This window comes from Citrobacter sp. 172116965, from assembly GCF_013458095.1.
Taxonomy (GTDB): Bacteria; Pseudomonadota; Gammaproteobacteria; order Enterobacterales; family Enterobacteriaceae; genus Citrobacter; species Citrobacter braakii.
Map to the genome: position 1 here is coordinate 4561997 of NZ_CP046673.1, position 25581 is coordinate 4587577.

Consider the following 25581-nt stretch of genomic DNA (forward strand, 5'->3'; position numbering starts at 1 on the left):
GATCGTATAGGCCGGATAAGGCGCAACCGCCATCCGGCACTAAAAGGTTACTGGTACACAGGCAACAAATTCACGCTCGACAGAATATGGATAACCGCGTTGCCGATGCCGAATACCAGGATCAGCGCAATCATCGGCTTGCCGCCCCAGACACGGAATTTCGGGCTGCCGAAACGCTCGCGGGATTTACGGGCCAGCAGCGCCGGAACAATGGCGGCCCAGATGGTCGCGGCAAGCCCTGCATAGCCAATGGCGTACAGGAAACCGTTCGGCCACAGCAGGCCACCGACAATCGGCGGGACAAACGTCAGCAATGCCGTTTTAAAACGTCCCATTGCCGAGTCATCAAAGCCAAACAGATCCGCCAAATAGTCAAACAGACCGAGCGTGACCCCGAGGAATGAACTCGCCACCGCAAAGTTGGAGAACACCACCAGCAGCAGATCCAGACTGCGGCTGTTCAGCACGCCGCTCAGCGCCTGTACCAGCACATCAATGTTACCGCCCTGCTGCGCAATACCGATAAATTCCGGACGCGGGATGTTACCCATCGTCCCCAGCAACCATACGGTATACAGCACCAGCGCCAGCAGCGTGCCGTACACCAGGCACTTAACGATGGTCTTCGGATCTTTGCCGTAATACTTCATCAGGCTCGGGACGTTGCCGTGATAGCCGAATGAGGCCAGGCAGAACGGTAACGTCATCAGCAGGTACGGCGTATACGAAGCGTTGCTCTGCGCCACGTTAAACAGCGTCGTGGGCGTAACATGCCCCAGCAGACTGCCGAAGGTCAGGAAAAAAGTAATCACCTTCGCGCCCAGCACAATCGCCGTCATGCGGCTAACCGCTTTGGTGCTTAACCACACCACGAACGCCACCAGCAGCGCAAAACCAAGACCCGCCGCACGCGCCGGAACGTTCAGCGACATCTCCGAGAAGGTGTGATGCAGGATCGAACCACTCGCCGAGATATACGCATAGGTAAGGATATAGAGAACGAAAGCAATCGAGATGCCGTTCACAACGTTCCAGCCTTTGCCCAGCAGATCTTTCGTGATGGTGTCAAAGCTGGAACCAATGCGGTAATTGAGGTTAGCTTCAAGGATCATCAGCCCGGAGTGCAGCATGCAAAACCAGGTGAAGATCAGCGCCGCCATTGACCAGAAGAACCACGCCCCGGACATGACCACTGGCAGAGAAAACATCCCCGCGCCAATAATGGTGCCGCCGATGATCACCACGCCGCCAAGCAGCGAAGGTGACGTTTGGGTGGTGGTTAGTGTTGCCATTTAGCCATCTCTCCAGTCATTTATATTGTGACTACATTTCAATGTGCTGCACTGTACCAGTACACGAGTACAAATGAAATAAAAAAAGCCCCGATTATTGAGATCGGGGCTGTATATTTTACTTTACGGTATTAAACCGTAATTTCGCATGGATTACGCATCACCACCGAAACGACGACGACCAGCGGAATCATCACGACGCGGAGCAGAAGAATCGTCACGACGCGGACCGCGGTTGCCTTCACGACGTTCGCCGCTGAAACGACGACCTTCGCTACGACCGCCTTCACGACGCTCGCCGCTGAAACCACGACCTTCGCCACGACCACCTTCACGACGCTCACCGCTGAAACGGCCACCGCCACGACGCTCACCACCGGTGTGCGGAACTGCATCGCCAACCAGCTGCATGTTCATCGGCTTGTTCAGGATGCGAGTACGGGTAAAGTGCTGCAGCACGTCGCCCGGCATACCTTTCGGCAGCTCGATGGTTGAGTGGGAAGCAAACAGCTTGATGTTACCGATGTAACGGCTGCTGATATCGCCTTCGTTAGCAATCGCACCAACGATATGACGGACTTCAACACCGTCATCACGGCCCACTTCAATGCGGTACAGCTGCATATCGCCAACGTCACGACGTTCACGACGCGGACGGTCTTCACCACCACGCTCATTACGGTCACCACGCGGGCCACGATCGTTGCGGTCACGCGGACCACGATCGTCACGGTCGCGGAATTCGCGTTTCGGACGCATCGGCGCATCTGGCGGCAGGATCAGCGGACGTTCGCCCTGAGCCATTTTCAACAGTGCGGCTGCCAGCGTTTCGATATCCAGTTCTTCTTCCGGCTGCATTTTCGCCAGCAGAGCACGGTACTGATCCAGATCGCTGCTTTCCAGCTGCTGCTGTACTTTAGCGGCGAATTTTTCCAGACGGCGTTTGCCCAGCAGGTCTGCGTTCGGCAGTTCTACTTCCGGAATAGTCAGCTTCATGGTGCGTTCGATGTTACGCAGCAGACGACGCTCACGGTTCTCAACGAACAGCAGCGCACGACCCGCACGGCCCGCACGACCGGTACGGCCGATACGGTGAACGTAAGATTCGGAATCCATCGGGATGTCGTAGTTAACAACCAAGCTGATACGCTCAACGTCCAGGCCACGGGCCGCAACGTCGGTAGCAATCAGAATATCCAGACGGCCATCTTTCAGACGCTCCAGAGTCTGCTCACGCAGGGACTGGTTCATGTCGCCGTTCAGTGCAGCGCTGCTATAACCGCTACGCTCCAGCGCTTCTGCCACTTCCAGGGTCGCATTTTTGGTACGAACGAAGATAATCGCCGCATCAAAGTCTTCTGCTTCCAGGAAACGCACCAGCGCTTCATTTTTACGCATGCCCCAGACGGTCCAGTAGCTCTGGCTGATGTCAGGACGGGTAGTTACGCTGGACTGAATGCGTACTTCCTGCGGCTCTTTCATAAAGCGGCGGGTAATACGACGAATCGCTTCCGGCATAGTCGCGGAGAACAGAGCGGTCTGATGACCTTCCGGGATCTGCGCCATGATGGTTTCAACGTCTTCGATGAAGCCCATACGCAGCATTTCATCAGCTTCGTCCAGTACCAGACCGCTCAGTTTGGAGAGGTCCAGAGTACCGCGCTTCAGGTGGTCCAGCAGACGGCCCGGCGTACCGACAACGATCTGTGGTCCCTGACGCAGGGCACGTAATTGCACGTCATAACGTTGGCCACCGTACAGGGCAACCACGTTCACGCCGCGCATGTGTTTAGAAAAATCCGTCATGGCTTCTGCAACCTGAACCGCCAGTTCGCGGGTCGGTGCCAGCACCAGAATCTGAGGTGCCTTCAGCTCAGGATCAAGATTGTTGAGCAGCGGTAAAGAGAACGCTGCAGTTTTGCCGCTACCCGTCTGGGCCATACCCAGAACATCGCGGCCGCCCAGCAGATGCGGAATGCACTCTGCCTGGATTGGAGATGGTTTTTCGTAACCCAGATCGGTAAGGGCTTCAAGGATAGGAGCCTTCAGGCCCAGATCTGCAAAAGTGGTTTCGAATTCAGCCATGTAGTACGTGTGCCTCAAAATTAATGGCGGCCAGTCTACATAACTCATCATGAAATTGATCTGCAATTTTCATTGAAAAGTGTGAACCGGCTCAAAGTAGGTGTATTAACGAACAACAACGCCCTCACCCGTGAAGGTGATGGCAATCAAAAAAGATTACGGGCTGATGTGTACGTCAGCTATTGCTGGTCCGATTCTGCCAGGTCATCTTGGTCCTGGCCCAGGAGCGATAATTCCAACAATGCGTATCGGTGCTCAACAAAGTTATGAACGTTGTTAGCCACCGCCAGTTTGAACAATGCCGTAGCGTTATCCAAATCCCCCAGACTTAGGTAGTACTTACCTAAATAGAAGTTGGTTTCACTGAGATGCTCAGCGAGCGAGGTGTTATCCGTTGCGTCCGCCTTTAGGCGTTCCATCAGCGTTGCTTCGCTAATGTTGCCCAGGTAGAACTCGACAATGTTCCATCCCCATTGCTCTTTATCCGATTTCTCAAAGCGTTGCTTTAACGCTTCTTTAGCCTGCTTCTCATCGAGCTTCTGCTCGGCGAGATAAAGCCACAGACTACGGAAAGGATCATTGGGATCGTCTTGATAAAACGCTAGCAGATCATCTTGCGCTAACTTGTCGCGACCGCCGTAATACAATGCGATACCGCGATTTAAGTGCGCGTAGTTGTAAGTTGGATCAAGCTCAAGTACAGAATCAAACGCTTCATAGGCAGCATCAAAATTGCCTGCCTGCGTTAAATATATACCTAAGTAATTGAATACTTCAGGCATATCTGGTCGGATTGCCAGCGCTTGTGAAAAATCATTTCGCGCCAGTGCCCTCAGACCGAGACTATCATACAACACTCCGCGCTCATATAAAAGCTGTGCGCGTTCGTCATCGGTTAAAGCCCGACTGGCAAGAATTTGTTCCATACGTGCCAGAATCACTTCCTGCTGCAAAGTCGGTTGCAATGGTACTGCGAGGACTTCACTCTTACGCCAGGCGGAATTACTGCATCCAGCCAGCGTGAGTGCTGTCGCAACGAAACACCAGCGCAAAAAAGGCTTCATTTCCCACTCCCGAAGACAACGATTGAATGAACGTCCAGGTTCCCCGGTTGCTAACAAGGCGTCCTGCCGGGTTAAAAGCCCTCCGCTTTCACGGAGGGCAATGGCAACCTTACTCGCCCTGGCTTGCCGGAGCTTCCGGTTCGCCTGCAGGCTGAGACTGCTCAGTTGCTTCTTTAATGCTCAGACGTACACGGCCCTGGCGATCTACTTCCAGAACTTTGACCGGTACTTCCTGGCCCATCTGCAGGTAATCGGTCACTTTCTCAACGCGTTTGTCAGCGATCTGAGAGATGTGTACCAGACCTTCTTTACCGCCACCAATGGCAACGAATGCGCCAAAGTCAACGATACGGGTCACTTTACCATTGTAGATACGGCCTACTTCGATCTCTGCGGTGATCTCTTCGATACGACGGATAGCATATTTCGCTTTCTCGCCGTCGGTCGCAGCAATCTTCACAGTACCATCATCTTCAATTTCAATGGTGGTGCCGGTTTCTTCGGTCAGAGCACGGATAACAGAACCGCCTTTACCGATAACGTCTTTGATCTTGTCCGGGCTGATCTTGATGGTGTGGATACGCGGAGCGAACTGAGAAATGTCACCACGCGGTGCGTTGATCGCTTGTTCCATCACACCCAGGATGTGCAGACGCGCACCTTTAGCCTGGTTCAGAGCAACCTGCATGATCTCTTTGGTGATACCTTCAATTTTGATATCCATCTGCAGTGCAGAGATACCGTCGCGGGAACCCGCCACTTTGAAGTCCATATCGCCCAGGTGGTCTTCGTCGCCCAGGATGTCAGACAGAACAACAAAGTTGTCGCCTTCTTTCACCAGACCCATCGCGATACCCGCAACGGCAGCTTTGATCGGCACGCCTGCGTCCATCAGCGCCAGAGAAGCACCACATACGGAAGCCATGGAAGAAGAACCGTTAGATTCGGTGATTTCAGAAACCACACGTACGGTGTACGGGAATTTATCCAGTTCCGGCATCACTGCCAGTACGCCACGCTTCGCCAGACGACCGTGACCAATCTCACGACGCTTCGGAGAACCGACCATACCGGTTTCACCTACGCAGTACGGAGGGAAGTTGTAGTGGAACAGGAAGTTGTCAGTACGCTCGCCCATCAGCTCGTCAAGGTTCTGCGCATCACGAGTGGTGCCCAGGGTCGCAGTAACCAGCGCCTGAGTTTCGCCACGGGTGAACAGTGCGGAACCGTGGGTACGCGGCAGAACACCAGTACGCACGTCCAGACCACGGATCATGTCTTTTTCACGACCATCGATACGCGGCTCGCCTGCCAGTACGCGGCTGCGAACAACATTTTTCTCGATAGCGTGCAGGATTTCACCCAGTTCGTTAGCGTCCAGGGTTTCGTCTTCAGCCACCAGAGTTGCGATGGTTTCAGATTTGATCACGTCAACCTGAGCGTAACGCTCTTGTTTGTCGGTGATACGGTAAGCATCGCTCAGACGAGCTTCTGCCAGTGCGGCAACGCGTGCGTTCAGCGCTTCGTTGACGGCTTCTGGCTGCCAGTCCCAACGCGGTTTGCCAGCTTCTTTCGCCAGCTCGTTGATAGCCTGAATAACAACCTGCTGCTGTTCGTGGCCGAATACTACAGCGCCCAGCATCTGGTCTTCGCTCAGCAGTTCAGCTTCGGATTCAACCATCAGTACGGCAGCTTCAGTACCAGCAACAACCAGGTCCAGCTTGCTTTCTTTCAGTTCATCCTGAGTCGGGTTCAGTACGTACTGGTCATTGATGTAACCAACACGTGCAGCACCGATCGGGCCGTTGAATGGGATGCCAGACAGAGTCAGCGCAGCAGATGCACCAATCATTGCCACGATATCCGGGTTAACCTGCGGGTTAACGGAAACAACGGTCGCGATAACCTGAACTTCGTTAACGAAGCCTTCCGGGAACAGCGGGCGAACCGGGCGGTCAATCAGACGCGCGATCAGAGTTTCGCCTTCACTCGGACGGCCTTCACGACGGAAGAAGCTCCCCGGGATACGGCCAGCAGCGTAGGTACGCTCCTGATAGTTAACGGTCAGTGGGAAAAAGTCCTGGCCTGGTTTCGCTTTTTTCTGGCCAACAACGGTAACGAATACCGCAGTGTCATCCATGCTAACCATAACAGCGGCAGTCGCCTGACGCGCCATCATGCCGGTTTCCAGCGTAACGGTATGCTGACCGTACTGGAATTTACGAACGATCGGATTAAGCAAATTAATATCCTTTCTCTATTTTTTGACGGCACATTTTTGCGCCATCGTTAATACCCGATCTTCTGCGCATCCTCGCGACTAATGACAACCCTAACCCATAAGCATGAGTAAAGCCTCTCATTAGCCGCGCGAACCTCTGCAACGGAAGATCATTCATAGCAACAATACATTAGTTTCCAGCGAATTGCTGCCATCTGCTGGAAAAAAGGGGCCATGAAGGCCCCCTCTTTCTGAAACTCGAAAGAATTAGCGACGCAGACCCAGACGCTCGATCAGCGCGGTGTAACGTGCAACATCTTTACGTTTCAGGTAGTCGAGCAGTTTACGACGCTGAGAAACCATGCGCAGCAGACCACGACGGCTGTGGTGATCTTTTTTGTGCTCTGCAAAGTGGCCCTGCAGGTGGTTAATCTGTGCAGTCAACAGAGCAACCTGAACATCGGTAGAACCGGTGTCGTTTGCATCACGACCAAACTCAGAAACGATTTTAGCGGTAGCTTCAGTACTTAGAGACATTTTAAAACTCCAAAGTGTTAAGAATGAAAGGATGCCGATCTCTAATTCAGCTATCCCAGTGTATACACGCCTTCTTCAAACTGACCCTGCGCTGGCTGTGTCCGCTCACCTCGGTCACTTACCTGAGTAAGCTCCTGAGGATCCTCAGACCTGCCGCCTTGATGCAGCTCGAATGATTTTGTGTACACGCCACGCAGATTGTTAAACAATTTACGCGACGTTAAGCGGCAGTATTCTACTCGCAGCGCCCTTTTATCGCAAGACAGAGAGCGCTATGCAGGATACTCAACCACCAGGCGACGAGGGGCGACACGACCTTCATCGTCCATCTCCCCCATGCCGATAAACTTGCCGTCATCGCCTTCCGTGACGCGCACCAGCCCTTCCAGCGGCGCACCTGACGTCCGTACCGGGTTACCATTTTTAAAGTAAACCGAGGATGTTAAAGGCAAATTAACAACAGGGTAGTCCGATGCAGGACTGTCCATTGGCATCAGCAAAGGATCAAGCAGCTGCGCCGCCGGAATGTTCTGCTGTTCGGCCTGTTCAACCAGCTCATGCAGATGTTCCAGCGTAACCATACGATCCACCGGATACTTGCTGACCGTCAGACGACGCAGATACGTTACGTGCGCGCCGCAGCCCAGCTTCTCACCGAGATCGTCAACGATGGTGCGAATATAAGTGCCTTTGGAGCAGTGAACTTCCAGCTCCAGCTCGTTACCTTCGTGGCGAATAAACAGCAGCTCATAGACGGTAATCGGGCGCGCTTCACGCGGCACTTCAATGCCCTGACGCGCATATTCGTACAGCTTTTTACCCTGGTACTTCAGCGCCGAATACATTGACGGAATCTGCTCGATATCGCCGCGGAAAGTCTCCAGCGCGCTGGCAAGCTGCTCTGCGCTGAAGGTTACAGGACGCTCCTGCACGATTTGCCCATCGGCATCGGAGGTGTCGGTACGCTGGCCCAGACGGGCAACCACACGATAGCGTTTGTCAGAATCCAGCAAATACTGGGAAAACTTAGTCGCTTCACCGAGGCAGATAGGCAGCATGCCTGTTGCCAGCGGATCCAGCGCGCCGGTATGTCCCGCGCGGTTGGCATTGTAGATGCGCTTTACTTTTTGCAGTACGTCATTGCTGGACATGCCCTGCGGCTTATCCAGCAGTAGAACACCGTGAATGTCGCGACCACGACGACGAGGACGACTCATCAGTCCTCCTTGCTGTCGTCCGCTGGGTTCACACGACGCTCATCGTCATGTTTCACCACGCTGGTCACCAGGTTGGACATGCGCATCCCTTCAACTAACGAATTGTCGTAGAAGAAGGTCAGCTCAGGCACGATACGCAGACGCATTGCTTTACCCAGCAAAGAGCGGATAAAACCAGAGGCTTCCTGCAGTGCCTTAATGCCGTTTTTCACGGCAGCTTCGTCCTGATCGTTGAGGAAAGTCACGAACACTTTAGCGTATGCCAGGTCTCGGGACATCTCAACACCCGATACGGTGGTCATCATACCAACACGCGGGTCTTTGATTTCGCGTTGCAGGATGAGTGCGATTTCTTTCTGCATCTCCTGCGCGACACGCTGTGGGCGACCAAATTCTTTCGCCATAATAAATTCTCCAGAATAAAGACAAAAAAGGGGCCATAAGCCCCTTTTTAAATTTCTTGCCGGGTGGCGCTTCGCTTCCCCAGCCTACACTTAATCATCTTCTAAGGATTTTGGGTTGCAGTAAGGCGGCAAACTCGTAAATCCCCGGGAGCATAGATAACTATGTGACCGGGGTGATCGAGCGCAGCCAACGCAGTTGCGGCCCAAAAGACGACGAAGATTATGCGATGGTACGTTTGATCTCGATAATCTCGAACACTTCGATCATATCGCCAACGCGAACGTCGTTGTAGTTCTTAACGCCGATACCACATTCCATGCCGTTACGGACTTCGTTGACGTCATCTTTGAAGCGGCGCAGGGATTCCAGCTCGCCTTCATAGATAACCACGTTGTCGCGCAGTACGCGGATTGGGTTGTGACGTTTAATCGTGCCTTCGGTAACCATACAGCCTGCGATAGCGCCGAATTTCGGTGATTTGAACACATCACGAACTTCAGCCAGACCAATGATCTGCTGTTTCAGTTCCGGAGACAGCATGCCGCTCATCGCTGCTTTCACTTCGTCGATCAGATGATAGATGACGGAGTAGTAACGCAGATCCAGGCTTTCTGATTCGATAACTTTACGTGCAGAGGCATCAGCACGGACGTTGAAGCCAACCAGAATCGCGTTGGATGCCGCAGCCAGGGTCGCGTCGGTTTCGGTGATACCACCTACGCCAGAACCGATAATCTTCACTTTTACTTCGTCGGTAGACAGTTTCAGTAAAGAGTCGGAAATCGCTTCTACAGAACCCTGAACATCGGCCTTCAGAACGATGTTCACTTCGTGAACTTCGCCTTCGGTCATGTTGGCGAACATGTTCTCCAGTTTAGATTTCTGCTGACGAGCCAGTTTAACTTCACGGAATTTGCCCTGACGGTACAGTGCAACTTCACGGGCTTTCTTCTCGTCACGAACAACGGTAACTTCGTCACCCGCAGCCGGAACACCGGACAGACCCAGGATTTCCACCGGAATGGACGGACCCGCTTCCAGTACTTCCTGACCCAGTTCGTTACGCATCGCGCGAACGCGGCCGTATTCGAAACCACACAGTACGATGTCGCCTTTGTTCAGCGTACCTTCACGTACCAGCACGGTAGCAACCGGACCACGACCTTTATCCAGGAAGGATTCGATAACCGCACCGCTCGCCATACCTTTACGCACAGCTTTCAGTTCCAGTACTTCGGCCTGCAGCAGGATAGCATCCAGCAGTTCGTCGATACCGGTACCCGCTTTCGCAGAAACGTGGACGAACTGGCTCTCGCCGCCCCAATCTTCCGGCATGATGCCGTACTGGGACAGTTCGTTTTTAACGCGATCTGGATCCGCTTCTGGTTTATCGATTTTGTTGACTGCAACCACTACCGGCACACCTGCCGCTTTCGCGTGCTGGATAGCTTCAATAGTCTGCGGCATCACGCCGTCATCTGCTGCAACAACCAGAACAACGATATCCGTTGCCTGAGCACCACGAGCACGCATGGAGGTAAACGCGGCGTGACCCGGGGTATCCAGGAAAGTGATCATACCGTTGTCAGTTTCAACATGGTACGCACCGATGTGCTGAGTAATGCCACCCGCTTCGCCAGAGGCAACTTTCGTGGAGCGAATGTAGTCCAGCAGAGATGTTTTACCGTGGTCAACGTGACCCATGATGGTCACTACCGGTGCGCGCGGTTCTGCCGCAGCGCCGGTGTCACGGTCGCTCATTACTGCTTCTTCCAGCTCGTTTTCACGACGCAGGATAACTTTGTGGCCCATCTCTTCGGCAACCAGCTGTGCGGTTTCCTGGTCGATGACCTGGTTAATGGTCGCCATTGCGCCCAGCTTCATCATCGCTTTGATGACCTGAGAACCTTTGACTGCCATCTTGTTCGCCAGATCGCCAACGGTGATGGTTTCGCCGATCACAACGTCACGGTTAACGGCCTGAGCCGGCTTCTGGAAGCCCTGCTGCAGAGCGGAACCTTTACGCTGCTTACCGCCTTTACCGCCGCGAACCGCTGCACGCGCTTCTTCACGGTCAGCTTTAGATTCAGCGTGTTTGTTACCTTTCTTCGCCGGACGCGCTGCTTTCGTGCTGCGAGTACGACCACGGCCGCCTTCTACTTCACGATCGTTCTCGTCTTCTGCCTGGCGAGCATGCTGAGAGGTGGTGACGTGATAATCGCTGGTATCTTCAACAGGTTCAGCGTTATTCACACCATTCTTCTCGTTTTCTTCCGCCATACGGCGAGCTTCTTCCGCTACGCGGCGCGCTTCTTCTTCAAGCTTGCGACGTGCTTCTTCTTCCGCTTTACGCTTCAGTTCTGCGGCTTCATTTTCACGGCGGGCTTTTTCGGCCTGGGCGGTTTTAGTCATATCGTCGGTCTGTTGATTGCTCACTTTGTCTTTTTCCGCAGCTTCACGTTTCGCTTTATCAGCGGCTTCACGCTTAGCTTGTTCTGCGGCCTCACGTTCGGCTTTTTGTTGCGCCTCGCGTTTGGCAGCTTCTTCTGCCTCACGACGGGCTTGCTCTTCCGCTTCACGCTGCGCCTGCTCTTCCGCGGCAAGGCGTTCAGCCTCTTGCGGATCGCGTTTCACAAAGGTGCGTGTCTTGCGGACTTCGATTTGTACCGATTTGCTTTTTCCACCGGTACCTGGAATATTGAGAGTACTGCGCGTTTTACGCTGCAATGTCAACTTATCGGGCGCTGAGCCGTTTTCACGGTTCAGATGCGCCAGTAAGGTTTGTTTCTCTTGTGCGGACACAGAGTCGTCAGCAGACTTCGGGATACCTGCATCAGCAAATTGCTGTACCAGGCGATCCACGGAGGTCTGTATCTCTGCAGCCAGCGTTTTTACGGTTACATCTGTCATACTGTTCCTTCCTGCTACAGTTTATTACGCTTCGTCGCCGAACCAGCAAATATTACGGGCAGCCATAATCAGCTCACCGGCTTTTTCGTCGGTCAACCCTTCGATATCAGCCAGATCATCAATGCCCTGTTCAGCGAGATCTTCCAGCGTACAAACACCACGGGCAGCCAGTTTGAAAGCCATCTCACGATCCAATCCTTCCAGATTCAGCAGATCGTCAGCCGGTTTGTTATCACCGAGACTTTCTTCCTGGGCCAGTGCCAGAGTGGTCAGTGCGTTTTTAGCACGCTCTCGCAGCGCTTCAACGGTCTGTTCATCCAGGCCGTCAATTTCCAGCAGCTCTTTCATTGGCACGTAGGCCAGTTCTTCCAGCGTCGCAAAACCTTCTTCTACCAGAACCGTCGCGAAATCTTCATCGATATCGAGATATTTGGTGAAGGTATCAATGGCTGCATGTGCTTCAGCCTGATGCTTCGCCTGCAGGTCATCAACGGTCATCACGTTGAGTTCCCAACCGCTCAGTTGTGAAGCCAGGCGGACGTTCTGACCATTACGTCCAATCGCCTGAGCCAGGTTACCGGCTTCAACCGCGATATCCATGGTGTGTTTGTCTTCATCCACCACGATAGAAGCGACGTCTGCTGGCGCCATTGCGTTAATCACGAACTGCGCCGGGTTATCATCCCACAGGACGATATCGATACGCTCGCCGCCCAGTTCAGTAGAAACCGCCTGAACGCGCGCACCGCGCATACCCACACAGGCGCCGACCGGATCAATACGCTTGTCGTTGGTCTTAACGGCGATTTTCGCACGTGAACCCGGATCGCGAGCAGCCGCTTTAATTTCGATCACTTCTTCGCCAATTTCCGGCACTTCAATGCGGAACAGCTCTATCAGCATTTCCGGTTTGGAACGGGTTACGAACAGCTGCGCACCGCGCGCTTCCGGGCGTACAGAGTAAAGAACGCCACGAATACGGTCACCTGGGCGGAAGTTTTCACGCGGCAGCATGTCTTCACGCAGGATCACGGCTTCAGCATTGCTGCCCAGATCCAGAGAAATGTTGTCGCGGTTAACTTTCTTCACCACACCGGTGACGATTTCGCCTTCGTGTTCGCGGAACTGATCGACAACCATTGCGCGTTCGGCTTCACGTACTTTCTGTACGATAACCTGTTTCGCGGTCTGGGTGGTGATACGGTCAAAGGTGACAGATTCAATCTGATCTTCAACATATTCGCCCACGTTCAGGCTTTCGTCTTCGAAGCGTGCCGCTTCCAGCGTAATTTCTTTGGTCGGCTGAGTAACTTCTTCTACGATTACCCAACGACGGAAGGTATCGAAATCACCGCTTTTACGATCGATTTCTACGCGAACGTCGATCTCTTGCTCATATTTTTTCTTTGTTGCTGTAGCCAGCGCACTTTCCAGCGCTTCAAAAATTTTCTCGCGTGGCAGCGCTTTTTCGTTGGATACGGCTTCAACAACAGCCAAAATTTCTTTGTTCATCGCGGGCTTTTCACCTCAATCCAGACTGTTAAAAGTGGGGAACCAGGTTCGCCTTCTGGATATTACTCAGCGCGAACACTTCATCTTTACCTTCGACTGTGACCGTGATCATCTCACCATCCACCGCTTTGATAACGCCCTGCCATTTACGACGGTTTTGTACCGCCATACGAAGAACCAGCGTCACTTCTTCACCCAGGAAACGCACGTAGTGTTCAGCTGTGAACAGAGGACGGTCGAGACCCGGAGAGGAGACTTCCAGGTTGTAGGCAACGGTGATTGGGTCTTCGACATCCATCACGGCGCTTACCTGATGGCTCACATCAGCACAATCATCAACATTGATGCCATCTTCACTATCAATATAGATGCGCAGTGTGGATGTGCGACCACGAATAAATTCGATGCCGACCAACTCGTAGCCCAGGGCTTCAACTGGCGCTGTAATCATCTCTGTTAATTTTTGCTCTAATGTGGACAAGCCCACCCCCAAGACATAAAAAAAGGGCCTAAAGCCCAGTTATTCTGTAGTCAGATAACAAAAAACCCCGATAAATCGGGGCTTTATATAACTGAACCCTATAACCGCACCTGCGGTTCGGAAAACCTTCCGAAAGAATTTTTTTCAAATCCAGCTACGAAGGCCTAAGTCTTCACAGTATATTTGAAAAAGAACTCTAAGGGAAAGTGGTTGCGGGGGCCGGATTTGAACCGACGACCTTCGGGTTATGAGCCCGACGAGCTACCAGGCTGCTCCACCCCGCGCCTGAAACGTGGCAAATTTTACTCGTTTTGGGTAAAAAATGCAAATACTGCTGGGATTTGGTACCGAGGACGGGACGTAAAATCTGCGCACAGTATATTGATTCACTATGCGGTATGTCAACCTTGTTACGACTATGCAAATCAATGAATGCTGCCCAGCGAATATTCGACCAGATAAATGTGTCACCCGCACCGATATTTAACGAAATTATCACTAAACTCTTCCTGTCATCCAGAAAAGATGATTAAATGAAAACTCACTTATTTTGCATAAAAATGCAATTAGTATAATAAGCCGACCTCTTCACCAGTCTATCAAGCAGGGTTTTATTTTATGACGACGATTCTCAAGCATCTCCCGGTAGGTCAACGTATTGGTATCGCTTTTTCCGGCGGCCTGGACACCAGTGCAGCACTGCTGTGGATGCGACAAAAAGGGGCTGTCCCATATGCATATACTGCGAATTTGGGCCAGCCGGATGAGGATGACTATGACGCCATTCCTCGCCGTGCAATGGAATATGGTGCTGAGAATGCTCGCCTGGTAGATTGCCGTAAGCAGCTGGTTGCCGAAGGGATCGCTGCGATTCAGTGCGGTGCATTCCACAACACCACCGGCGGACTGACCTATTTCAATACCACTCCGCTGGGCCGTGCTGTCACTGGCACCATGCTGGTTGCGGCCATGAAAGAAGATGGCGTTAATATCTGGGGTGACGGTAGCACCTATAAAGGTAACGATATTGAACGTTTCTATCGTTACGGTCTGCTGACCAACGCCGAACTGCAGATTTACAAACCATGGCTGGATACCGATTTTATCGATGAACTCGGTGGTCGCCATGAGATGTCCGAATTTATGATTGCCTGTGGTTTCGACTACAAGATGTCCGTTGAGAAAGCGTACTCCACGGACTCCAATATGCTCGGGGCGACCCACGAAGCAAAAGACCTCGAATTTCTGAACTCCAGCGTCAAAATCGTCAACCCGATTATGGGCGTGAAATTCTGGGATGAGAGCGTGAAGATCCCGGCAGAAGAAGTCACCGTGCGTTTTGAGCAGGGTCATCCGGTTGCGCTGAACGGTAAAACCTTCAGCGACGACGTTGAGATGATGCTGGAAGCCAACCGCATCGGCGGTCGTCACGGTCTGGGTATGAGCGATCAGATTGAAAACCGTATCATTGAAGCGAAAAGCCGGGGCATCTACGAAGCTCCGGGGATGGCATTGCTGCACATCGCCTATGAGCGTTTGCTGACCGGGATTCACAACGAAGACACCATCGAGCAGTATCACGCGCACGGTCGCCAGCTTGGTCGTCTGTTGTATCAGGGCCGCTGGTTTGACTCTCAGGCGCTGATGCTGCGTGACGGTCTGCAGCGTTGGGTTGCCAGCCAGATTACGGGTGAAGTGACGCTGGAACTGCGTCGCGGTAATGATTACTCAATCCTCAACACCGTGTCTGACAATCTGACTTACAAACCAGAACGTCTGACGATGGAAAAAGGCGACTCAGTATTCTCTCCGGATGATCGTATCGGTCAGTTGACCATGCGTAATCTGGATATCACTGATACCCGCGAGAAGCTGTTCGGTTATGCGCAGTCTGGCCTGCTGACCGCCTCTTCCACAACCGGCCTGCCGCAGGTTGAGAATCTGGAAAACAAGGCGAAGTAAATATTCATCATCTTCAGGCCGCGAAAGCGGCCTTTTTTATGCGCAGAAAATAGGGATGTTCTGTTACCCTGAGGCCTGATAAGCTTGGCATCATCAGGTATTGTAATAGTCGGATGGCGTCCTAAATGTCTTATCCGACCTACAGAACTACCACAAATAACAGACGAAAAAAAAGACGCTTTGCAGCGTCTTTTTTTTGGAATTTGGTACCGAGGATGGGACTCGAACCCACAAGCCCGTTAGGGCACTACCACCTCAAGGTAGCGTGTCTACCAATTCCACCACCTCGGTACAGAATACTTAGCGTGGGATATCGCTGGTCGGCTGAGCCGGAGCAGCTGGCTGAGTTTGCTCGGTTTTCGCCGGTGCACTCAGATTTTCCCACTCACTTCCTTTATTGGTCTTATTGCTGTTCATGTTACCCAGCACCAGACTGATGATGAAGAACAAGGTTCCCAATACAGCTGTCATGCGGGTCATGAAGTTACCAGAACCACTTGAACCAAACAGAGTACCAGAAGCGCCTGCGCCAAAAGAGGCTCCCATATCAGCGCCTTTGCCTTGCTGCAGCATGATCAAGCCTACCAGGCCAATTGCCACAATAAGGAAAACTACTAAAAGAGCTTCGTGCATAATCAACCTGTTCCTTGCGGAGTTGCCGCGTACAATGCTTCGACCATTAAAGCGGGAATGTTTACTGTTTCCCACTGAAGCGGGTGTGAATACTAACCAAAGCGAATAACCTTCGCAAGGGCAATTTGTTGGCATTGTATCAACTGCGGAAAAAATCGCCATATCAATCAAAAACGCAGCAACTTCTCCCAGCATCTCTGCATGACGGCGCGTTGATCGTCAAGATTCGCCCATACCACAACGGGGATTTCACAAATCAGGTCAGCGTTTTCTGGCCAGCAGTGAATAATTTGCTGGTTCACCAACTCTTCCGCCACCATCGATTCGGGTAACCATGCCATCCCCATATGCCGCAGCACCATTTCTCGTATCGTTTCGCTTAAACCACTCTCAAACACTTTTTTCAGACGTGGGCGGACGCGTTGTTCAGCTGGCTCAATAATGCGTCTGACAAAGGTGTAGTCGCTATAGCATAGCCATGGGATCGGCGCATGCGGATCGTGAAGCGCATTAGCCAACTGCGCAGAAATAACCGGTATAAATCGCTCATACCGCCATAGTGAACGTTTTAACCCTCCGGCAATCTCCAGCCCCGGCTGCGAAGACGGTAAATCGTAGGTCACCAGCAGATCGATTTGCCGATCTATCAAGGCGTTAAAGTGGTTGTCTATCCCCTGAATACTGGCATTAACCGTAAAATTTAACTGCGGTTCGCTCTGTCGCAGATAGTTGATCATATCCGGCAGGATATTCACCGACAGCGTATGCAGGCTAACCATCACCAGCGTATTGTCCGTTGCTGGCGTCATCGCCGATAGCTCGTGGCGCGCCTCTGTTAGTGTACTGAGGACGTGCCGGGCATAGGGTTCAAAGCGTTCACCATAGCGTGTCAGCGTAACGGGGGTCGTGGTCCGGTCAAACAACGGCACCCCTAACACCTCTTCCAGCGCCTTTATACGCCGACTGAGTGCGGGTTGAGTAATATGCCGCTGCGCCGCGGCCTGAGAGTAGTTTCCATGCTGACTCAATGCCAGAAAATCTTCCAGCCACTTACAATCCACGTTGAACTCTCCACCATGCCATAACCGCATCCTCCAATACCAAATCGGTAATAGTCATAGTTATAGTAATGGCTTTATGGTGGGCATCATAACAACAATATTCCTTTTCACCTGCCGACTCTCACCCACGACGTTTGACAGGACCGATATGTTTACTTTATTGACCAATGCCCGTGTTTTTTCTCCCGAGGATTTAGGCCTCTGTTCCCTGCTCATTCATGCCGACCGAATTGTGGCGGTAGAAAAAGATATTTCCCTGTTTGATGGTGTCGACGAGGTCATCGATTGTCATGGCAAATGGGTTATCCCAGGCATAATCGATCAGCATGTCCATCTTACCGGTGGCGGTGGCGAGGCTGGATTTGCCAGCCGAACGCCAGCCGTCAAGCTACGCGATCTGATTCAGGCAGGTATTACCACGGTTGTCGGCGTGTTAGGTACCGATGCCATTTCTCGTTCGCCCAAAGACCTCTACGCCAAAATGCAGTCTCTCAACCTTGAGGGATTACGCGCATTTATGCATACCGGAGCCTACGCGGTACCCAGCCCAACCATTACGCGATCCATCCGCGATGACATGACCTTTATTCCAGCGATTCTTGGCGTCAAAATCGCCCTCGCCGATCACCGTGGTTCTTACCCCTCTTTCCAGGAATTGCTGAGAATAGTAAGCGATATCCGCGTGGCTTCCCTGCTGGCAGGCAAAAAAGGGTTACTGCATGTACATCTGGGGAATCTGCCGGAAGGGATGTCGCAGCTTATTGAGCTGTGTGATGCAGGCATTCCGATTCACCACATTTCACCGACCCATGTTGCGAGAACAGCGCCCTTGTTCGAACAGGCGATTGCGTTCGCTCATCGTGGCGGCCATATCGACGTTACGTCTGGCGGTAGTCGCTTTATGCCTCAGGAGCAGGCAATCCTCCACGCTCTGGAAGCCCAGGTTCCAGCCGATCGCATCACGATCAGCTCTGATGGTAATGGCAGCGTTCCGCGCTTTAACGCCCAGGGTATTGTGGAAGGCTTAAGCGCGGCACCGGTCGCAGGTAACCTTAATCTTCTTCCTCGTCTGATTGATGTGGGGATCCCAGTGCCACAAGCGATCGCGATGTTGACGGCAAACGTTGCGCGCTCGCTGGGTATTTCCGGCGGCGTGCTCTGCGCCGGGGAACGTGCCGATATCTGTGTACTCAATGATGACCTCTCGCTGGCCCATCTGTTCGCTGCGGGTAAGCCGTTGCTGCGGGATGGCGAGTGCCTGGTTACTGGCAACTTCGAGTAAGGGGGCAAGAATGTCATTATTACTGGCGCTAATTGCCATCATTTTTGCTGGACGTCTGATCCTCAAAAAATATCACCCCCAGTCAGTGTTGCTGTTGACCGGGATTGTGCTGCTGCTTATCGCGCATTTTAGCGGGATGACCACGCTCAGTGAGCTGGTGAAAAAAAGCACCGGATTCGGCCCCTTTGATGCCTTCGAGTTTATTCGCGATACCCTGAGCGTGCGCCTCGGCGGCCTTGGGCTGCAAATTATGCTGATTGGTGGTTTCGCTACATATATGTCGGCCATTGGCGCAAGCCAGGTGCTGGTTCGGGTGACATCTCGCCCTTTGCAACGCCTGAACTCACCGTATCTGCTGTTGGGGCTGGCGCTGTTGCTGGGTCAATTCCTGTCGCTGTTTATCAGCAGCGCCACCGGGCTGGGTCTGCTGTTGATGGCGACGCTCTACCCGCTGCTGACCCGTCTTGGCTGTAGCCGCGCTGCCGTTGCCGCCGTTATCGCCAGTACCTGTGCGGTTGAATTTGGTCCAGGTTCCGGCAACTCGGTTCTCGCCGCCAAAACCGCAGGCATCGAGGTGGTGAACTATTTCGTGCAGGATCAGTTGCCGATCGTCGTCCCCGTTATTCTGTTCATCGCCCTGTTACATATTGTTGTGCAACGCTTTTTCGACCATCGGGAAAGCAGTGACGGTGTGGCTCAGCAGATGCAGACATTAACGTCGACCGATGAAACTGAAGCACCGATCGCCTGGCTTTTTCTGCCCATGCTACCTCTGGTGTTGATGCTGGTGTGCAGTGATTTAGTATTCAGTTCGCTCAAAATTACGCTGGATACCGCCGTACTGATAAGCCTCGCCATTACCCTGGTTTGTGAGTATTGCCGTCATCGTAAGGCGCGCGAGGTGATGGCAGGCGTACAAAAAGTCTTCGACAGCATGGGCAGCGTTTTTGCTACCGTCGTCACGCTGATTATCGCCGGTGAAGTCTTTTCAGCCGGACTGAAAGCCATTGGCGCCGTCGATGCGCTGCTGTCGCTTTCCGGTGAATTTGGCCTCAGCGCCGCCTCTATTATCCTGCTGATGACCCTGATCACCTTTGCAATTTCAGCGCTAATGGGCTCAGGAAATGCCGCGTTTTTCTCCTTCGCCCCGATGGTACCGGACATCAGCCGTCATATCGGTAGCGACATCGCAGTCATGATGTTGCCTATCCAGATATCGGCGGGTATTGGTCGTACGTTATCCCCCATTGCCGGCGTCATCATTGCTATCGCGGGAATTGCAGGCGTCTCGCCTGTGGATATTGTTAAACGCACCGCGATTCCGATGCTGGGCGGTTGGTTACTGATGATTGTGCTGACCTTTGCCCGGTCAGGACATTTGCTGGCGGTTCTGCCGTGGCTGGCAGTCCTTGTAATATTAATGATCGGTGGTTACTTCTGGCAGCGCCGACATAAACAGTCGCTTCCCGTACAGTAATAAAAAACCGGAGTCCCAGACTCCGGTTTTCACTGTCTTTAGTGATTACACCGCTTTGACGGCATCGGCAATACGGTGAGCGAATTCAGTCACCTGAGCTTCATCTTCACCTTCAACCATCACGCGAATTAACGGTTCTGTACCTGACTTACGCAGCAGAACACGTCCGCGATTGCCCAGTGCAGCTTCAACTTCAGCCATCACCGCTTTCACGTTTTCATGTTCCAGCGGATCGCCGCTACCTGCGGTGTAACGCACGTTAACCAGCAGTTGCGGGAACATTTTCATGCCGCTGCACAGGTCGTGCAAACTCATATGGTTGCGCACCATCGCCGCCAGTACCTGCAGGCCCGCCACGATACCGTCACCGGTGGTGGTTTTGTCCAGCAAGATCACATGGCCTGAGTTTTCAGCACCGATACGCCAGCCTTTTTCCTGCATTTTTTCCAGTACGTAGCGGTCGCCGACTTTCGCACGGGCAAACGGAATACCCAGCTGTTTCAGCGCCAGCTCGAGGCCCATATTGCTCATCAGCGTACCTACCGCACCACCGCGCAGTTGCCCCTGACGCAGGGCTTCACGGGCAATGATGTACATGATCTGATCGCCATCGACCTTATTGCCTTCGTGGTCAACCATAATGACGCGGTCGCCGTCACCATCCAGCGCAATACCCAGATCGGCTTTTTCCGCCATCACGCGCGCCTGCAGGGCACGGACGTCGGTAGCGCCGACTTCTTCATTGATGTTAACGCCGTTTGGCTCACAGCCAATAGCAATCACGTTTGCGCCCAGCTCACGCAGTACATTTGGCGCAATGTGGTACGTCGCACCATTAGCGCAATCCACCACGATTTTAAGCTCACTCAGGCTCAATTCATTCGGGAAGGTGCCTTTGCAAAACTCGATATAACGACCGGCAGCATCAACGATACGGGTAGCTTTACCCAGTTCAGCCGAGTCCACGCAGGTGATCGCTTTTTCCATTTCGGCTTCGATAGCTTCTTCAACCGCATCCGGCAGTTTAGTCCCATCGATGGAGAAGAATTTAATCCCGTTGTCATAGTACGGGTTGTGCGAAGCAGAGATAACAATCCCGGCTTCAGCACGGAAGGTGCGCGTCAGATATGCAACAGCAGGTGTTGGCATTGGGCCTGTGAAAGAAGCCGACAGTCCGGCGGCAGCCAGACCCGCTTCCAGTGCGGACTCCAGCATATAGCCAGAAATACGCGTATCTTTGCCAATAATAATTTTACGTGAACCATGACGTGCCAGCACTTTTCCTGCAGCCCAACCCAGTTTGAGCACAAAGTCAGGGGTAATTGGGGCGTCGCCTACGCGACCACGGATCCCATCGGTGCCAAAATATTTACGATTACTCATAGCGTTTATTTTCCTTTGCAGACAATGTGGCTTCCACCACACGCATCGCTTCTACGGTTTCTTTGACGTCATGGACACGAACGATATGCGCCCCTTGCATTGCGGCAATGACCGCACACGCAAGGCTACCGCTCAGGCGTTCGGATGGCCCCACATTCAGCAACTGGCCAACCATTGATTTTCGTGACATCCCAGCCAGCAATGGCAGATTAAAATGATGAAACTCAGCCAAACGTGCCAGTAATGTGTAGTTGTGAGTGAGATTTTTACCGAATCCGAACCCGGGGTCGAGCAACAATTTATCTTTTGTGATTCCAGCCCGCTCGCAGCGTGCTATTTGTTCAACAAAGTAACGATTTACATCAGCAAAAACATCCTCGTACTTTGGTGCTTCCTGCATGGTTTTCGGCTGACCCTGCATATGCATCAGACAAACCGGTAATCCGGTTTCTGCTGCGGCTTCCAGCGCCCCAGGCTCCGAGAGTGAGCGAATGTCATTAATGATATGTGCGCCGACTCTGGCGCACTCGCGAATCACTTCTGCTTTTGAAGTATCGACCGAAATCCACACTTCAAAACGCTGAGCAATCGCCTCCACCACCGGGATCACTCGCTGCAACTCTTCTTCCACGCTCACATCGGCCGCGCCTGGACGCGTGGATTCACCACCCACATCAATGATAGTCGCCCCAGCGTTAATCATCAGGTTTGCGTGTTTTACCGCCTCAACCAGAGAGTTGTGCGCACCACCATCGGAAAAGGAATCTGGCGTGACGTTCAATATCCCCATGACGTGTGGATGGCTGAGATCCAGTGAAGACCCCTGAGCAAAGAGTTTCATAGTTTTATCCCTGATAACATCTTGAATATACAAATAAGAAAAACCCCGGGGCAAGCCCCAGGGTTTTAAATTAAAACACGGTCATCATCAACGATAACTTATTTGTCGCCCAGTTGCTCTGACATGGTGCCAGAGTCCGGCGCACGCGGTTCATCAACCGGACGCGGCGCACTTGGCTTGCCGGTGCTGCCAGAGTTGTTGTTAGAAGAACCCGGTTCTTCCCAACCCGCTGGCGGACGTACCTCGCGGCGAGCCATCAGATCATCAATCTGCGGCGCATCGATGGTCTCATATTTCATGAGCGCATCTTTCATCGAGTGCAGAATGTCCATGTTTTCGTTCAGCAGACGACGCGCACGGTCATAGTTACGCTCAATCAGAAGTTTAACTTCCTGATCGATAATACGAGCCGTTTCATCGGACATATGTTTAGCTTTCGCCACAGAACGTCCCAGGAACACTTCGCCTTCTTCTTCAGCGTACAGCAACGGACCGAGTTTCTCGGAGAAGCCCCACTGAGTAACCATGTTACGCGCCAGGTTAGTCGCGACTTTAATGTCGTTCGACGCACCGGTAGAAACATGTTCAACACCGTAGATGATCTCTTCCGCCAGACGACCGCCGTACAGCGTGGAGATCTGACTTTCCAGTTTCTGGCGGCTGGCGCTGATTGCGTCGCCTTCAGGCAGGAAGAAAGTCACACCCAGCGCACGACCGCGCGGGATAATCGTCACTTTGTGCACCGGATCGTGTTCCGGTACCAGGCGACCGATAATCGCGTGGCCTGCTTCGTGATACGCGGTAGATTCTTTCTGCGCTTCCGTCATCACCATGGAGCGACGTTCCGCACCCATCATGATTTTGTCTTTCGCTTTCTCGAATTCAACCATCGATACAACACGCTTGTTGCCACGAGCTGCAAACAGCGCCGCTTCGTTGACCAGGTTCGCGAGATCTGCACCGGAGAAGCCAGGCGTACCACGTGCAATGATTGCCGCATCGATATCCGGAGACAGCGGTACGCGACGCATATGCACTTTCAGGATCTGTTCACGACCGCGGACATCCGGCAGACCAACCACAACCTGACGGTCGAAACGGCCTGGACGCAGCAGCGCAGGGTCAAGAACGTCCGGACGGTTAGTTGCCGCGATAACGATAATGCCTTCGTTACCTTCGAAGCCGTCCATCTCAACCAGCATCTGGTTCAGCGTCTGCTCACGTTCATCGTGACCACCGCCCAGACCTGCACCACGCTGGCGGCCTACGGCGTCGATTTCATCGATGAAGATGATGCACGGTGCCGCTTTCTTGGCTTGTTCGAACATGTCACGCACACGAGATGCACCGACACCCACGAACATTTCCACGAAATCAGAACCGGAAATGGTGAAGAAAGGAACCTTCGCTTCACCTGCGATAGCTTTCGCCAGCAAGGTTTTACCTGTACCCGGAGGACCGACCATCAGGACGCCTTTCGGGATTTTACCACCCAGCTTCTGGAAACGGCTCGGTTCGCGCAGATACTCAACCAGCTCAGCAACTTCTTCTTTTGCTTCGTCGCAACCAGCAACGTCAGCAAAAGTCGTTTTGATCTGATCTTCCGTCAGCATGCGCGCTTTGCTCTTACCGAACGACATGGCACCTTTGCCACCACCGCCCTGCATTTGACGCATGAAGAAGATCCAGACACCAATCAGCAGCAGCATTGGGAACCAGGAAATGAAGATAGAAGCCAGCAGGCTCGGCTCTTCAGGCGGTTCACCAACAACCTTGACGTTTTTGGTCAGCAGGTTATCAAGCAGCTTCGGATCGTTAACCGGAATGTAGGTCGTGTAACGGTTACTATCTTTCTTGGTAACGTTAATCTCACGTCCGTTGATCTTCGCTTCACGAACCTGGTCCTGATTGACCTCTTGCAGGAAGGTAGAGTAATCAACCTTACGGCCATTAGACTCGCTGGGCCCAAAGCTCTGGAATACTGACATCAGCACAACGGCAATGACCAGCCAGAGAATTAGGTTTTTCGCCATGTCACTCAAGGGATTAACCTCATATTACAACTGTGTTAAAAACAGCGTCAGGATACTCTATATCCAGTTTCTTTCAAACTTTCGTTTGAAATCTACCGGTTATGGTTTACGCCCGGTCGCTACAATATACACTTCACGCGAACGGGCGCGAGAAGAGTCCGGCTTACGAACTTTGACCTTCGTAAACAGGGAGCGAATCTCTCTTAGATACTCATCGAAGCCTTCGCCCTGGAACACCTTCACTACAAAACTACCACCTGGCGCTAATACATCACGAGCCATTCCAAGCGCCAGCTCTACCAGATACATGGCCCGGGGAATATCCACCGCCGGTGTTCCACACATATTTGGCGCCATATCAGACATGACAACTTGTACTTTACTGTCACCTACGCGCTCAAGTAACGCTTTCAGGACTAATTCATCACGAAAGTCGCCCTGAAGGAAGTCCACACCAACGATTGGATCCATAGGTAAAAGATCGCAAGCGATAATGCGGCCAGTGTTGCCGATCTGCGTAACCGCATATTGCGACCAGCCACCGGGTGCAGCACCGAGATCAACAATCGTCATCCCCGGTTTAAAAATTTTGTCACTTTGCTGTATTTCATCAAGTTTAAACCAGGCACGGGAACGTAACCCCTTTTTCTGCGCCTGCTGAACATATTTATCGCTAAAGTGTTCCTGAAGCCAGCGACTCGAGCTGGCAGAACGCTTTTTACCTGTCATTTCACATTCCCAAAGGGCAGTTCATCGTAACCAATGGTGTAAATTTCTACACAGCTATTTGGCGATATATGGGAGATGGCGGTAGAATGACCCGTTTTCAATCCCAACGTAAGCAAAAATATACGATGAATCTGAGTACTAAACAAAAACAGCACCTGAAAGGTCTGGCACATCCGCTCAAGCCTGTAGTTATGCTTGGCAACAATGGTTTGACCGAAGGGGTACTGGCCGAGATTGAACAAGCGTTAGAGCACCATGAACTTATCAAGGTGAAAATCGCCTCGGAAGATCGCGATACTAAAACCTTGATCGTGGAAGCTATCGTACGCGAAACCGGCGCCTGCAATGTACAGGTCATCGGTAAAACGCTGGTACTGTATCGCCCGACTAAAGAACGTAAAATCTCGCTGCCACGCTAAGAATATCCCAAAGTTGCACACGAAGTTTGTGTAAAAC

21 protein-coding genes and 2 tRNA genes are annotated in these 25581 nt (G+C 52.5%); 4 read left to right on the forward strand and 19 right to left on the reverse strand.

The genetic code is table 11. From position 1 onward, the window contains the following. Positions 1 to 47: 47 nt before the first annotated feature. From mtr to GPJ68_RS22220, 12 genes are all read right to left on the reverse strand, one after another. On the reverse strand, positions 48 to 1292 hold the full coding sequence (mtr, locus tag GPJ68_RS22165) for a tryptophan permease (RefSeq protein ID WP_016154664.1): 1245 nt from the start codon (positions 1290 to 1292) through the stop codon (positions 48 to 50). Between the two features lie 153 nt (positions 1293 to 1445). Continuing rightward, entirely contained in the window at positions 1446 to 3377 is a 1932-nt protein-coding gene (locus tag GPJ68_RS22170) for a DEAD/DEAH family ATP-dependent RNA helicase (RefSeq protein ID WP_047413955.1), read from the reverse strand. Then, positions 3370 to 3450, reverse strand: a complete 81-nt coding sequence (gene yrbN, locus GPJ68_RS22175) for a protein YrbN (RefSeq protein WP_010723222.1) — start codon at positions 3448 to 3450, stop codon at positions 3370 to 3372. Before yrbN ends, GPJ68_RS22170 begins: the two co-directional genes overlap by 8 nt. A gap of 106 nt (positions 3451 to 3556) precedes the next feature. After that, positions 3557 to 4441 carry a lipoprotein NlpI gene (gene nlpI, locus GPJ68_RS22180; RefSeq protein ID WP_003024982.1) on the reverse strand — a complete coding sequence of 295 codons (885 nt, stop codon included), beginning with the start codon at positions 4439 to 4441 and terminating at the stop codon, positions 3557 to 3559. Between the two features lie 109 nt (positions 4442 to 4550). Then, positions 4551 to 6683, reverse strand: a complete 2133-nt coding sequence (gene pnp / locus GPJ68_RS22185) for a polyribonucleotide nucleotidyltransferase (RefSeq protein ID WP_008785911.1) — start codon at positions 6681 to 6683, stop codon at positions 4551 to 4553. A 246-nt stretch (positions 6684 to 6929) separates the two neighbouring features. Beyond that, entirely contained in the window at positions 6930 to 7199 is a 270-nt protein-coding gene (gene rpsO, locus GPJ68_RS22190) for a 30S ribosomal protein S15 (protein WP_000059465.1), read from the reverse strand. 272 nt (positions 7200 to 7471) lie between these two features. Beyond that, positions 7472 to 8416 (reverse strand): tRNA pseudouridine(55) synthase TruB, encoded by a 945-nt coding sequence (truB, locus tag GPJ68_RS22195; protein ID WP_047358518.1) that lies wholly within the window; start codon positions 8414 to 8416, stop codon positions 7472 to 7474. Next, positions 8416 to 8820 carry a 30S ribosome-binding factor RbfA gene (gene rbfA / locus GPJ68_RS22200; protein WP_003024988.1) on the reverse strand — a complete coding sequence of 135 codons (405 nt, stop codon included), beginning with the start codon at positions 8818 to 8820 and terminating at the stop codon, positions 8416 to 8418. The genes truB and rbfA overlap by 1 nt, the downstream gene beginning before the upstream one ends. Before the next feature lie 220 nt (positions 8821 to 9040). Continuing rightward, the gene (infB, locus tag GPJ68_RS22205; RefSeq protein WP_016154667.1) at positions 9041 to 11731 is read right to left on the reverse strand and encodes a translation initiation factor IF-2; all 2691 of its coding nucleotides are present in this window, start codon (positions 11729 to 11731) and stop codon (positions 9041 to 9043) included. Positions 11732 to 11755: 24 nt separating this feature from the next. Then, positions 11756 to 13243, reverse strand: coding sequence for a transcription termination factor NusA (nusA, locus tag GPJ68_RS22210; protein WP_003024992.1), 1488 nt, complete (start codon positions 13241 to 13243; stop codon positions 11756 to 11758). A gap of 28 nt (positions 13244 to 13271) precedes the next feature. Further along, positions 13272 to 13724 carry a ribosome maturation factor RimP gene (gene rimP, locus GPJ68_RS22215; protein WP_003024996.1) on the reverse strand — a complete coding sequence of 151 codons (453 nt, stop codon included), beginning with the start codon at positions 13722 to 13724 and terminating at the stop codon, positions 13272 to 13274. A 207-nt stretch (positions 13725 to 13931) separates the two neighbouring features. Further along, a tRNA-Met gene (locus GPJ68_RS22220) sits at positions 13932 to 14008 on the reverse strand. Between the two features lie 334 nt (positions 14009 to 14342). Between GPJ68_RS22220 and argG the strand changes: the two genes are divergently transcribed. After that, positions 14343 to 15686: an argininosuccinate synthase gene (gene argG, locus GPJ68_RS22225; RefSeq protein WP_003024998.1), complete on the forward strand. Its 1344-nt coding sequence runs from the start codon at positions 14343 to 14345 to the stop codon at positions 15684 to 15686. A gap of 204 nt (positions 15687 to 15890) precedes the next feature. Here the strand turns inward: argG and GPJ68_RS22230 are convergent. From GPJ68_RS22230 to GPJ68_RS22240, 3 genes are all read right to left on the reverse strand, one after another. Beyond that, positions 15891 to 15977: transfer RNA gene (locus GPJ68_RS22230), tRNA-Leu, on the reverse strand. A 9-nt stretch (positions 15978 to 15986) separates the two neighbouring features. Next, a complete protein-coding gene (secG, locus tag GPJ68_RS22235; protein WP_003025000.1) occupies positions 15987 to 16319 on the reverse strand; it encodes a preprotein translocase subunit SecG in 333 nt (110 codons plus the stop codon). 167 nt (positions 16320 to 16486) lie between these two features. Continuing rightward, entirely contained in the window at positions 16487 to 17380 is an 894-nt protein-coding gene (locus GPJ68_RS22240; protein ID WP_046275528.1) for a LysR family transcriptional regulator, read from the reverse strand. A gap of 148 nt (positions 17381 to 17528) precedes the next feature. Between GPJ68_RS22240 and iadA the strand changes: the two genes are divergently transcribed. Next, positions 17529 to 18662, forward strand: a complete 1134-nt coding sequence (gene iadA, locus GPJ68_RS22245; RefSeq protein WP_016154669.1) for a beta-aspartyl-peptidase — start codon at positions 17529 to 17531, stop codon at positions 18660 to 18662. A gap of 10 nt (positions 18663 to 18672) precedes the next feature. Next, positions 18673 to 20139, forward strand: coding sequence for a C4-dicarboxylate transporter DcuC (gene dcuC, locus GPJ68_RS22250; RefSeq protein WP_104651720.1), 1467 nt, complete (start codon positions 18673 to 18675; stop codon positions 20137 to 20139). Between the two features lie 45 nt (positions 20140 to 20184). Here the strand turns inward: dcuC and glmM are convergent, their stop codons facing one another. The 4 genes from glmM to rlmE form a co-directional block, all read right to left on the reverse strand. Continuing rightward, positions 20185 to 21522 carry a phosphoglucosamine mutase gene (gene glmM, locus GPJ68_RS22255; RefSeq protein WP_104651721.1) on the reverse strand — a complete coding sequence of 446 codons (1338 nt, stop codon included), beginning with the start codon at positions 21520 to 21522 and terminating at the stop codon, positions 20185 to 20187. Then, complete coding sequence (folP, locus tag GPJ68_RS22260) at positions 21515 to 22363, reverse strand: dihydropteroate synthase (protein WP_016157570.1); 849 nt, start codon at positions 22361 to 22363, stop codon at positions 21515 to 21517. The genes glmM and folP overlap by 8 nt, the downstream gene beginning before the upstream one ends. 98 nt (positions 22364 to 22461) lie before the next feature. Then, entirely contained in the window at positions 22462 to 24396 is a 1935-nt protein-coding gene (ftsH, locus tag GPJ68_RS22265) for an ATP-dependent zinc metalloprotease FtsH (protein ID WP_019077783.1), read from the reverse strand. Between the two features lie 99 nt (positions 24397 to 24495). Beyond that, entirely contained in the window at positions 24496 to 25125 is a 630-nt protein-coding gene (gene rlmE / locus GPJ68_RS22270; protein ID WP_003025015.1) for a 23S rRNA (uridine(2552)-2'-O)-methyltransferase RlmE, read from the reverse strand. A 125-nt stretch (positions 25126 to 25250) separates the two neighbouring features. On the opposite strand from rlmE, the gene yhbY reads away from it, so the two are divergent. Continuing rightward, positions 25251 to 25544: a ribosome assembly RNA-binding protein YhbY gene (gene yhbY / locus GPJ68_RS22275; RefSeq protein WP_003025016.1), complete on the forward strand. Its 294-nt coding sequence runs from the start codon at positions 25251 to 25253 to the stop codon at positions 25542 to 25544. The last annotated feature ends 37 nt before the right edge of the window (positions 25545 to 25581 follow it).

Excerpts from the sequence above, each read along its gene's own strand:
- mtr (WP_016154664.1), bottom strand. The coding sequence starts at position 1,292 with ATGGCAACACTAACCACCACCCAAACGTCACCTTCGCTGCTTGGCGGC.
- GPJ68_RS22170 (WP_047413955.1), bottom strand. The coding sequence starts at position 3,377 with ATGGCTGAATTCGAAACCACTTTTGCAGATCTGGGCCTGAAGGCTCCT.
- yrbN (WP_010723222.1), bottom strand. The coding sequence starts at position 3,450 with ATGAAAATTGCAGATCAATTTCATGATGAGTTATGTAGACTGGCCGCC.
- nlpI (WP_003024982.1), bottom strand. The coding sequence starts at position 4,441 with ATGAAGCCTTTTTTGCGCTGGTGTTTCGTTGCGACAGCACTCACGCTG.
- rpsO (WP_000059465.1), bottom strand. The coding sequence starts at position 7,199 with ATGTCTCTAAGTACTGAAGCTACCGCTAAAATCGTTTCTGAGTTTGGT.
- truB (WP_047358518.1), bottom strand. The coding sequence starts at position 8,416 with ATGAGTCGTCCTCGTCGTCGTGGTCGCGACATTCACGGTGTTCTACTG.
- rbfA (WP_003024988.1), bottom strand. The coding sequence starts at position 8,820 with ATGGCGAAAGAATTTGGTCGCCCACAGCGTGTCGCGCAGGAGATGCAG.
- infB (WP_016154667.1), bottom strand. The coding sequence starts at position 11,731 with ATGACAGATGTAACCGTAAAAACGCTGGCTGCAGAGATACAGACCTCC.
- nusA (WP_003024992.1), bottom strand. The coding sequence starts at position 13,243 with ATGAACAAAGAAATTTTGGCTGTTGTTGAAGCCGTATCCAACGAAAAA.
- argG (WP_003024998.1), top strand. The coding sequence starts at position 14,343 with ATGACGACGATTCTCAAGCATCTCCCGGTAGGTCAACGTATTGGTATC.
- secG (WP_003025000.1), bottom strand. The coding sequence starts at position 16,319 with ATGCACGAAGCTCTTTTAGTAGTTTTCCTTATTGTGGCAATTGGCCTG.
- iadA (WP_016154669.1), top strand. The coding sequence starts at position 17,529 with ATGTTTACTTTATTGACCAATGCCCGTGTTTTTTCTCCCGAGGATTTA.
- dcuC (WP_104651720.1), top strand. The coding sequence starts at position 18,673 with ATGTCATTATTACTGGCGCTAATTGCCATCATTTTTGCTGGACGTCTG.
- glmM (WP_104651721.1), bottom strand. The coding sequence starts at position 21,522 with ATGAGTAATCGTAAATATTTTGGCACCGATGGGATCCGTGGTCGCGTA.
- folP (WP_016157570.1), bottom strand. The coding sequence starts at position 22,363 with ATGAAACTCTTTGCTCAGGGGTCTTCACTGGATCTCAGCCATCCACAC.
- ftsH (WP_019077783.1), bottom strand. The coding sequence starts at position 24,396 with ATGGCGAAAAACCTAATTCTCTGGCTGGTCATTGCCGTTGTGCTGATG.
- rlmE (WP_003025015.1), bottom strand. The coding sequence starts at position 25,125 with ATGACAGGTAAAAAGCGTTCTGCCAGCTCGAGTCGCTGGCTTCAGGAA.
- yhbY (WP_003025016.1), top strand. The coding sequence starts at position 25,251 with ATGAATCTGAGTACTAAACAAAAACAGCACCTGAAAGGTCTGGCACAT.